Below are 10300 nucleotides of genomic sequence, written 5' to 3'. Positions count from 1 at the left end.
TTTTATACTCTTCGAAAATCTCTTCAAACCACGTCAGCTTCCATCTGCAACCTCAAAACAGTGTTTTGAGCAGCCTGCGGCTAGCTTCCTAGTTTGCTCTTTGATTTTCATTGAGTATAACGATAGTCCTATCATATCACTCAAAATGACTTTCGTCTAATATGTTTTTTTTAAGGCTGTGATAAAAATTTTTTATGGGCAAGAAAAAGCTGCCCGAATAGGACAACTTTTTTCTTATTCAAAGACAAATTGATTGTGATAGAGTTCTGAGTAGAATCCACCTAGTTTCAGAAGTTCATGGTGGTTACCGCGTTCAATGACTTCTCCATCTTTGAGAACAATAATCTGGTCTGCATTGAGGATGGTCTTCAAACGGTGGGCAATGACAAAACTAGTTCTGCCTGCCACAACCGCCTCCATGGCATGCTGAATCTTACTTTCTGTCACCGTATCTACGTTCGAAGTGGCTTCATCGAGAATGAGGACTTCTGGATCTGTCATCAGGGTTCGAGCGATAGAAATCAATTGTTTTTGCCCTGTAGAGAAGATGCTCTGGTCATCATCGATAAGAGTATCGTACTTATCAGGTAAACTTTCGATATAGTCGTGAATATGGGTTGCTTTGGCTGCTGCCTCAACCATTTCTTGACTAGCATCTGGCACACCAAAACGGATATTGTCTCGAATGGTTCCGCTAAATAAGACCGAATCTTGCAAGACAATTCCCACCTTGCTTCTAAGACTATCTAAATCATAGTCCCTAATGTCTTTACCGTCAAAATAAATACCACCAGCATCAACATCATAAAAGCGATTGATGAGGTTCATAATAGTCGTTTTCCCTGAACCTGTCGGACCAACAACTGCTGTCATCTGGCCTTTAGGGGCAGAAATGCTAACATCTTTCAAAATAGGTTTATCAGGCAAGTATGAAAAATCAATATGACGGATTTCGACACCTTCTTGCAACTGAGTGAAGATTGGAGCCTTTTCAGGTCGGATTTCTTCCTCTGCGTCAAACATTTCCTGAATCCGTTCAGCACCTGTAAAGGCTAACTGAAGGCTTCCCCAACTAGCTGCAACTTGGATAATAGGCTGGTAGTACTGCTGTGAAAACTGGGCAAACATAACAATCAAACCTAGGGCTGTACTTGTTTCAATAGACTTATCATTCAAAAGTACAGCTGAACCAGCAAAGATGACGATGGCTGTATTAACCAGACTCATCCCATTCATGACAGGGAAAAGAATTCCTGAGAACATCCTTCCTTTAAAGGTTGCCTTGCGCACGCGCTCATTTTGTTCAAGAAATCCTGCCATCATATCCTCTTGAATTCCTTGCACAATCACGGCTTTTTGGCCTGAAATACTCTCGTCCATATAGGCGTTGAGTTTCCCTACCTCTTTTTGCTGGAGGTTGGTGTATTTGCGTGCCATTTTTACAATAAAAATCAGCATGAGGAAGGCAACTGGTGTGCTGGCAATAGTGATAAGAGCCAGCGTCACATTTCTCGAAAACATGACAAGAATCAGACCAATGTATAAAACAATATTGCTCATGACCTGAATCAAGCTCTCGTTAAAAGCTTGAAGGATATTATCCAAATCACTGGTAAAACGAGACAGGATATCGCCATCTTGTCGGCGGTCAAAGAAAGAAACCGTCAAGCGAGCAAGCTTACCGAAGAGGCCTTTGCGCATCTCGTTGGTCGACTCTGCAATCACGCGCGTCATGAGACACATGTATATGACACTGGAGATAAAGAGAACCAAAACCAGCAGGCCAAGATTGACCATGATTCCTGATAGGCTTTGCCAAACAAGTTCTGGATTGCCATCTTGATAAGCTTGAACTAAATTAGCTAGCTGCGTCACCGCTTGTCCAGAAAAGACTGGAAAGAGGGATTGGGCAAGAGTCGCTAGAACAATCATCAGAATGACAACTACAAATGATAACTTATAAACTTTAAAATAATTCCAAAAAAATTGAACTGTTTTCATGTTACTCCTCCTTTCCTTTCTGTGTTTCATAGATTTCACGGTAAACGGCATTGTTGACAACCAAGTCTGCATGCGTACCTTGACCAATCAATCGTCCTTGATCCAGTACCAAAATCTTGTCTGCATGGACAACCGAGCTAATCTTTTGCGCGATGATAATGGTTGTTGTTCCCTTCAAGTCCTTATTCAAGGCTTCTTGCACTAGGCGCTCTGACTTGGCATCCAAGGCCGAGGTCGAATCGTCAAAAATCAGAATACGTGGATTGCTGACAATCCCACGCGCAATCGACATCCGTTGTTTTTGCCCACCCGAGAAATTGGTTCCCCGTTCCTCAACTGGACTTTCAAAGGTTTTCTCCATACGATGAATGAATTCACTGGCTTGGGCAATATTGGCTGCGCGCTCCATTTCAAATAGAGTAGCATCTCCTTTGCCCTGTCTCAGGTTATCTGCAATCGTTCCACTGAAGAGAATGGCACGTTGGAGAACGATAGACACTGTTTTACGCAGGGTTCCTTCACTCACTTCTCGAATATCCTTGCCTCCGATTTTGATGGCCCCTTCCTGTGGATCAAAGAGGCGTGGAATCAATTGAGCCAAGGTTGATTTTCCTGCACCAGTCGCTCCAACTACACCAACCATTTGTCCAGGTTCTATAGTAAAGCTCACATCTTTCAGCATCGGTTCCTTGTCCATTGGATAGGTAAAGGTCACATTTTCAAAGCTAAGACTTCCGACCAACTCTTCATCTGGTACATCCTTGAAGGTCATGGCTGGCTCTGCATCAAGAATTTCTCGAATACGACGCATGGAAATCATGGCACGACTGACAGAATTTCCCAAAAATCCAACCATGACAATGGTAAAGATAATCTGACTTAGGTAATTGACAAAGGAAGCAATGGAGCCAACAACTGACGGATCCGACTGAACCATCCCCGCAACTAGCCAAATAGAGAGGAAGACCGCCCCGTAACCGACCAACATCATGAAAGGTTCCACTACTGAAAAGGCATAACCGATGTAAAGATTTTGACCAAGAAGCTCGTCTGAAACCTCCGTAAACTTAGCAAATTGCTCTTTTTCTTGGACAAAGGACTTGACCACACGAACACCGCGCAGATTTTCCTTGGCAATGGCATTGATGCGCTCAAGAAGGGTTTGAAACTTGGCAAAACGAGGCCCCATCATACCCATCATGATAGCAGTCAAGCCAAAAATCAAGACTACCATGAGAACAATCACCCACCACAGAGAAGGTAGGGTTTGAACCGCCAAGATAAACGAACCGATGAACAAGAGGGGAAGTCTGAACAGAATTTGGAAGGTCATCATGACGACGTTCTGAATCTGGTTGATATCATTTGTCATGCGAACGACTAGATTTCCCGCATTAAATTGTTCAATATTGGCATAAGAAAAGGTTTGGATTTTACGGAAGGCATCCTCTCGAAGATCGGATGAAACTCCTTGGGCAATATAGGCCGCAAGGACAACATTGAGCCCACCAGCAACCAAACCAACCAAGGCCACACCAATCAACCAAGCCCCGATACTATAAATAGCTTCATATTTTCCAGCAAGGAGGGCGTCTAACACTTCCTGCAGATAACGCGGTTGCAAAAGTGAACTAGCAACCATCAAGCCTGTCATCAGGAGCGAAGCCAAGGCCTGCCACTTGTAGGTTTTTATTTTCTGAATCAGCATACTTTCTCCTTAAAAAATAGACAAAAGGGAGCGACAATGCGTCAGCTCCTTTTCATTCTGTTTGTGTGATGTTATTCTAGCAAAAAAGTGGAGGATTGTCAAAGAAGTCTCCTTGATACAGCTAGATTAACTAGTGAGTCTTGGTTTTTATAGTTTCTGTTTTAACTCTACTAAGACATTCATAGCCTGCATAGGTGTCATATTGTAAACATCCAGTTTAGCTAATTCTTCTAGGATAGGATGCTCTTCAGGCTCGTCAAAGAGTGAAATCTGTTCAGTGACAGCACTTGTTTGTCTCATGGGAGCAGGACTCTCTGCTCCTTGATTCTCTAGCTGAGTCAAAATCTTATCCGCCCTTGCTAAAAGGTCTGCTGGCAAGCCAGCAATCTTGGCAACATGGATACCGTAGGATTTATCGGCTGCTCCTGGTTCAATCTTGTGAAGGAAGGTAACCTGCCCATCCTGTTCCAAAGTTGCCACGTGGACATTGACTAAGTGTTGTAAACTAGACTCCAGACTAGTCAACTCATGGTAGTGGGTCGCAAAGAGGGTCTTGGCTCCGATATGTTCATGGATGTATTCGATGATGGACTGAGCAAGAGCCATACCATCATAAGTTGCAGTTCCCCGTCCCAATTCATCAAAGAGAATGAGAGAGTTCTTGGTCGCATGCGAAATGGCATTGTTGGCCTCCATCATCTCTACCATGAAGGTTGATTGACCCGAAACCAAATCATCGGCTGCTCCGATACGGGTAAAAATCGCATCAAAAATCGGTAAATGGGCGCTTTCTGCTGGCACATAAGACCCCAACTGGGCCATAACCGCCGTCATGGCTAATTGACGCATGTAGGTTGACTTACCACTCATGTTTGGCCCTGTAATCAGTTGAATACTGGTATCTTCTGCCATCTGAATCGTATTTGGAATATAGGTCTGAGCTCCCATAACCTTTTCAACGACAGCATGGCGCCCTTTCTGGATATCAATCCGCGAATCATCTCCAAACTCAGGTCGAATCAAATGCTGGGTTTCAGCTACAACCGCCAGACTTTGCAAGACATCAACGGTCGCAATTCCTTGAGCTAAAGCCTGCAAACGCTGGATGTACTTGCTGACCTCTTCACGAATGCGCATAAAAATTTCGTACTCTAGATTAGCTGACTTCTCACGCGCCTCCAACATATCGCCCTCGATACGGGCTAATTCTTCGGTTCCAAAGCGTTCCGAGTTTTTCAGCGTTGCCTTGCGGAAAAAGTGGGGTGGCACATTTCCCAGTTGTGAATTGGTCACATGGAAATAGTAGCCATCCTTTTTATTGTAGTCAATCTTAAGCGTGCTGATACCAGAGTTTTCGCGTTCCTTAGCCTCAATCTCAGCAATCCAACCAGTCCCTTCTCTGAGAACGCGACGGTACTTGTCTAAAGTCTCATCAAATCCAGTCCGGATAATTCCCCCATCTGTAATCACATGAGGAGCTTCAGGAGCAATCGCTGCACTAATCAAGTTCTCCAACTCTGGAATGGCATCTAGTTGTTCGATGAGATAGGCTAGAGCAGGTTGCTCCATCCCTTCTAAAATCGCACGAATCCGTGGCACACTAGACAAGGTAGTCGCCAGCTGCAAGAGGTCCTTTGGATTGGTCTTGCCAAAAGAAACCCGACTAGCCAAGCGTTCGATATCATAAACACCCTTGAGACTGTCTGTCAAATCACTACGCTCAAAGAAGTGGTCAAGAAAGACCTGCACCACCTCTTGACGTTGGATGATTCGTTCCTTATCAATCAAGGGACGATGAATCCAAGAACGCAAGAGACGCATACCCATAGCCGTTTTGGTTTCATCCAAAAGCCAGAAAAGACTGCCTTGTTTCTTGCCTGAACGAGCATTCTCAACCAAATCCAGACTAGCCTTGGTCGCATAATCCATCTGCAAGAAATCCTTGATTTCATAGCGGATAACAGGTTTGAGGTGGTTCAATTCCCTCATCTGGGTTCGATGGACATACTGGAGCAACTTACTAGATGCCGCTTGCTCCACAGCTGCTAATCGTGAATCCAGTAAATGAAGGTCTTCAAAGCCTCCTTTTTCATAGGAAAGTACCAGATTCATCTGACGACTAAGGATTTGTTCCTCTTCCTCAGACAAGTCATAGCCCAGCACCACTTCTCGTGCCTTGAGATTACGGATTTCCCCACAAACCAGCGTGAAATCCAAAAGACCTGTCACATAAAAGTCACCCGTCACCAGGTCCATATAAGCTAGGCCAAATTGATTGCCTTCGCGGTCTATGGCAACCAAAAAATTATTCTGACTGTCCGGCTTACTGCTATCAACCACTGTCCCTGGCGTAATGACCTGAACAACCTCTCGTTTCACAACCCCAACTGCTTGTTTAGGATCTTCCATCTGCTCTGCGATAGCCACCTTATAACCCTGCTCAATCAAGACATCAATGTACTGTTGGGCAGAATGATAGGGAACACCCGCCATAGGAATCGGATTGTCGGCATTCTTGTTGCGACTCGTTAAGGAAATTTCCAGAATCTGCGCAGCATTGACCGCATCCTCATAAAATAATTCATAAAAATCACCCATCCGAAAGAGCAAAAAAGCATCTGGATATTGCTTTTTTATATCCACATACTGTTGCATGCCGGGTGATAGCTTTTCTGTCGCCATTTTCCGTCTCTCCTTGTCAAAAATAAGTCTTGAGAGCAACTCCCAAGACCTTACTTATCTTTCATCAAATCTAGCAAACGATCTTCCATGAGTTTGGCAACGTGCTGGTCTCGACAAATGACCAATAAGGTATTGGCACCAGCAACTGTTCCTAAAATCCATTCATCCTTGTTTGCATCTACAATATTTGCCAAAACAGAGGCTTCTCCCAGTTTGGTATGAAGCACCAAGGTAAACTCTGCTCTCGCAACACCTTCTAAATGATGAGACAAAAATTCCACCAAATCAATCTTTTCTGTCTCATTTGCTAGTACATAATACACCATATCATTTTTCTTGACCTTGGTCAAGCCGATTTCGCGCAAATCACGAGACAGGGTTGTCTGCGTCACAAAAACATTATGCGCCTCCAACCGATCTTGAATTTCTTTTTGTGTACTTAATTTCTCCTCAGTAATCATTTTTTTTATTAACTGATGACGATCTCTTTTTCTCATAAAATCCTCTTATGTGAATATTTATAACTATTTTTATAACTATATTATACCAAAAAAATAGGAGATTTCAAAAATTTTTTCTTCTTTCTTTAAAATTGTGATAAAATAGTAGAAAAGTCCAAAAAGGAGCTCTTAATGAATACAAAAGAATTGATTGCTAGCGAATTGGCTAGCGTCATTGATAGCCTAGACCAAGAGGCTATTTTAAATTTACTGGAAACCCCTAAAAACTCAGAAATGGGAGACATCGCTTTCCCTGCTTTTTCTCTTGCAAAAGTCGAACGTAAAGCACCTCAAATGATTGCGGCTGAACTGGCTGAAAAAATTAACAGCCAAGCCTTTGAAAAGGTTGTCGCAACAGGACCTTACGTTAACTTTTTCCTTGATAAATCTGCCATTTCTGCTCAAGTATTGCAAGCTGTTATCACTCAAAAAGAACACTATGCTGACCAAACTATTGGCAAACAAGAAAATGTTGTTATCGATATGTCTAGTCCCAATATCGCTAAACCATTCTCTATTGGTCACCTGCGCTCAACTGTCATCGGAGATAGCTTATCACATATCTTCCAAAAAATCGGTTATCAAACGGTCAAGATCAACCATTTGGGAGACTGGGGTAAACAGTTTGGGATGCTGATTGTTGCCTACAAAAAATGGGGTGACGAAGAAGCTGTAAAAGCTCATCCAATTGATGAACTTCTTAAACTCTATGTCCGCATCAATGCTGAAGCTGAAAATGACCCTAGCTTGGATGAAGAAGCACGCGAATGGTTCCGTAAACTTGAAAATGGAGACGAGGAAGCTCTCGCTCTTTGGCAATGGTTCCGTGATGAAAGTTTAGTAGAATTTAACCGTCTTTACAATGAATTGCAAGTCGAATTTGACAGCTACAATGGGGAAGCCTTCTACAACGATAAGATGGATGCTGTTGTAGACATTCTTTCTGAAAAAGGCCTTCTTGTTGAATCAGAAGGTGCCCAAGTTGTGAATCTTGAGAAATATGGAATTGAACATCCAGCCCTTATCAAGAAATCTGATGGTGCAACTCTCTATATCACACGTGACTTAGCTGCAGCCCTTTACCGTAAAAACGAATACCAATTTGCTAAATCTATCTATGTCGTTGGTCAAGAGCAATCTGCCCACTTTAAACAGCTCAAAGCTGTTTTGCAAGAGATGGGCTACGATTGGAGTGACGACATTACCCATGTTCCTTTTGGTTTGGTTACAAAAGAAGGGAAGAAACTCTCTACTCGAAAAGGGAATGTCATCCTGCTAGAACCTACTGTTGCAGAGGCTGTTAGCCGTGCCAAAGCCCAAATCGAAGCTAAAAATCCTGAATTGGAAAATAAAGACCAAGTAGCGCATGCTGTTGGGGTTGGAGCCATTAAATTCTATGACCTCAAAACCGACCGTACAAATGGATACGACTTCGACTTAGAGGCTATGGTATCCTTCGAGGGTGAAACTGGACCTTACGTTCAATATGCCTACGCTCGTATCCAATCGATCTTACGCAAAGCCGATTTCAAACCAGAAACAGCTGGCAACTATAGCTTGAATGATACTGAAAGCTGGGAAATCATTAAACTCATTCAAGACTTCCCACGTATTATCAACCGTGCGGCAGATAACTTTGAACCTTCTATCATTGCTAAATTTGCAATTAACCTAGCTCAATCCTTTAACAAATACTATGCACATACACGTATCTTGGATGAAAGCCCAGAACGCGACAGCCGTCTAGCCCTCAGCTACGCAACCGCAGTCGTTCTCAAAGAAGCCCTTCGCTTGCTTGGAGTAGAAGCGCCAGAGAAGATGTGATTCAGTACTAACAATTGGAACTAAAGTTCCTAATTGTTAGACGCTAGCCGCTTATATGCGGACTAGCTAACTGCTTCACTAGCCATGGACTCTAAATATAATCGATTTAGAGTCCATGACGTCGTAACTAGAGACACTTGTCTAAACGCTTTACTAATTCATCTAACCAAATAATATCGATTTGGTTAGGTTCATGTCGTAATATTTTAAATTACTTGATTGCAAAATAATCTAAGTAACTTACACTAAAGCCTATACGTAATTTGGTTTAGAGGCCTATCAAAAATCTTATCAAGTTTTGCTGACTTGTTCTGCTATTTTAGGTCCACTAAATCGATTTACTCACTACTACTTCTTTATCATACAGGGAGATTTCCTATGAGCCAATATGCTTATGTCCTCGTTGTGATTAGCTTGGTTTTCCTTTTTCTGCTCAATAAGTACGAGAAGGAGAGACTGCAAAGGCTCTACCAAGAACAACTTTTGAAGGATGAAACATTTAGGGCTGACATCAAGGAGAAAATTCACACGACTGAAAATATCAATGATGTCATTGCTTACATCAATAAAACTTATCATCTGGGAATGTTGCTATCAAAAGACATTACAGATCAATTGAAATAAACCTAACTATACTATAACGAATATAAAAACCGAGACTGAGAGTTTAATACTGAGTCTCGGTTTTTAGTATGTTCAGTTGAAACAAGTGTTGAAAACTTGTTGTAGCAATTCTAATATAGGGATGGATAGACTTTTAAAAATATCATTTACAAATATTTTTAAAGAAATTAAACTCCCTATATTTACTATTCTTATAGACTGTTAAATCAACATCCTCTACAACTTCTTTCACATCTATATTGACATCATAGGGCAAAGAAAGAAAATCTAAATTATAAAATTCTGTACTCATCTCTTTTAAAATAAGAAGGTCTAACAAGTAGTCCTCCACTCTGATTTCAACTTGAATTGTCTTAGACATGAAATTTTTTAGAATCATAAAGTCCTTTACTTGCTTTCTTTTAGGACTGATATACTCAAATCTTTTTCGTTCAAAAATAATTTTCTCCAAATGTTACACCATGTCAATAATATAATTTTCTAAATAACTGCAGAAGCAATTCTTCTTTTTAATGCCGGCTTCATTAAAATTTCCCTTGTTTAATTCTTCCAAAAATTTTTGAAATAGTGCAAATAAAAGCTCCTAGTAAAAATTCCTGTAGGAAAAATCCAAAATAAGTTCCTAACTGTAAATTTCTATTGAATGTAAATACGGAAGTTTCAGATTGAATCGTATTTTGTTCTATAAGCGTCATAGGAGTAACTCTGAAAATTCCAAACATCATTAAAGCATAGATTATTCCAAAAATAATTAATAACACCCAGCTGTGCTTACTTCTAGAAGAAATACTTCCCGATAACAAAGCTAATAATATTGACGGTATAATTTGTGCAAATAGCATAAATTGAAAAAGATTAAAATTATCTAGTGTAAAAAAACATATTGTAAATTCCACAATTAGCAATAGAGAAAATACTCTATCTATTTTTGTAAATTTCATTCTACCTCCTTTAAATTCAC

General features: G+C 41.2%; 8 protein-coding genes. 2 read left to right on the top strand and 6 right to left on the bottom strand.

The window, feature by feature from the left end; genetic code table 11:
• Window positions 1–234 precede the first annotated feature (234 nt).
• The 4 genes from patB to argR all read right to left on the bottom strand — a co-directional run bounded on the left by patB (window position 235) and on the right by argR (window position 6888).
• Window positions 235–2001, bottom strand: coding sequence for a multidrug efflux ABC transporter subunit PatB (gene patB / locus HT730_RS02885; protein ID WP_173306756.1), 1767 nt, complete (start codon window positions 1999–2001; stop codon window positions 235–237).
• 1 nt (window position 2002) lies between these two features.
• A complete protein-coding gene (patA, locus tag HT730_RS02880) occupies window positions 2003–3709 on the bottom strand; it encodes a multidrug efflux ABC transporter subunit PatA (RefSeq protein ID WP_173306755.1) in 1707 nt (568 codons plus the stop codon).
• A gap of 147 nt (window positions 3710–3856) precedes the next feature.
• Window positions 3857–6391 carry a DNA mismatch repair protein MutS gene (gene mutS, locus HT730_RS02875; RefSeq protein WP_173306754.1) on the bottom strand — a complete coding sequence of 845 codons (2535 nt, stop codon included), beginning with the start codon at window positions 6389–6391 and terminating at the stop codon, window positions 3857–3859.
• Window positions 6392–6441: 50 nt separating this feature from the next.
• On the bottom strand, window positions 6442–6888 hold the full coding sequence (argR, locus tag HT730_RS02870; RefSeq protein ID WP_001231476.1) for an arginine repressor: 447 nt from the start codon (window positions 6886–6888) through the stop codon (window positions 6442–6444).
• Between the two features lie 135 nt (window positions 6889–7023).
• Between argR and argS the strand changes: the two genes are divergently transcribed.
• Window positions 7024–8715 (top strand): arginine--tRNA ligase, encoded by a 1692-nt coding sequence (gene argS / locus HT730_RS02865; RefSeq protein ID WP_173306753.1) that lies wholly within the window; start codon window positions 7024–7026, stop codon window positions 8713–8715.
• A 378-nt stretch (window positions 8716–9093) separates the two neighbouring features.
• Window positions 9094–9339: a hypothetical protein gene (locus HT730_RS02860; RefSeq protein WP_023943963.1), complete on the top strand. Its 246-nt coding sequence runs from the start codon at window positions 9094–9096 to the stop codon at window positions 9337–9339.
• 142 nt (window positions 9340–9481) lie between these two features.
• Here HT730_RS02860 and HT730_RS02855 read toward each other — a convergent pair whose 3' ends face one another.
• Together HT730_RS02855 and HT730_RS10430 are read right to left on the bottom strand one after the other, a co-directional pair.
• On the bottom strand, window positions 9482–9790 hold the full coding sequence (locus tag HT730_RS02855; protein WP_049511642.1) for a hypothetical protein: 309 nt from the start codon (window positions 9788–9790) through the stop codon (window positions 9482–9484).
• Window positions 9791–9863: 73 nt separating this feature from the next.
• Complete coding sequence (locus HT730_RS10430) at window positions 9864–10280, bottom strand: hypothetical protein (protein WP_240151453.1); 417 nt, start codon at window positions 10278–10280, stop codon at window positions 9864–9866.
• Window positions 10281–10300: the final 20 nt, after the last annotated feature.

This window comes from Streptococcus sp. k-628, from assembly GCF_013277475.1.
In the GTDB taxonomy this organism is placed as follows: domain Bacteria; phylum Bacillota; class Bacilli; order Lactobacillales; family Streptococcaceae; genus Streptococcus.
This window is presented reverse-complemented; position numbering and strand designations above follow the sequence as displayed.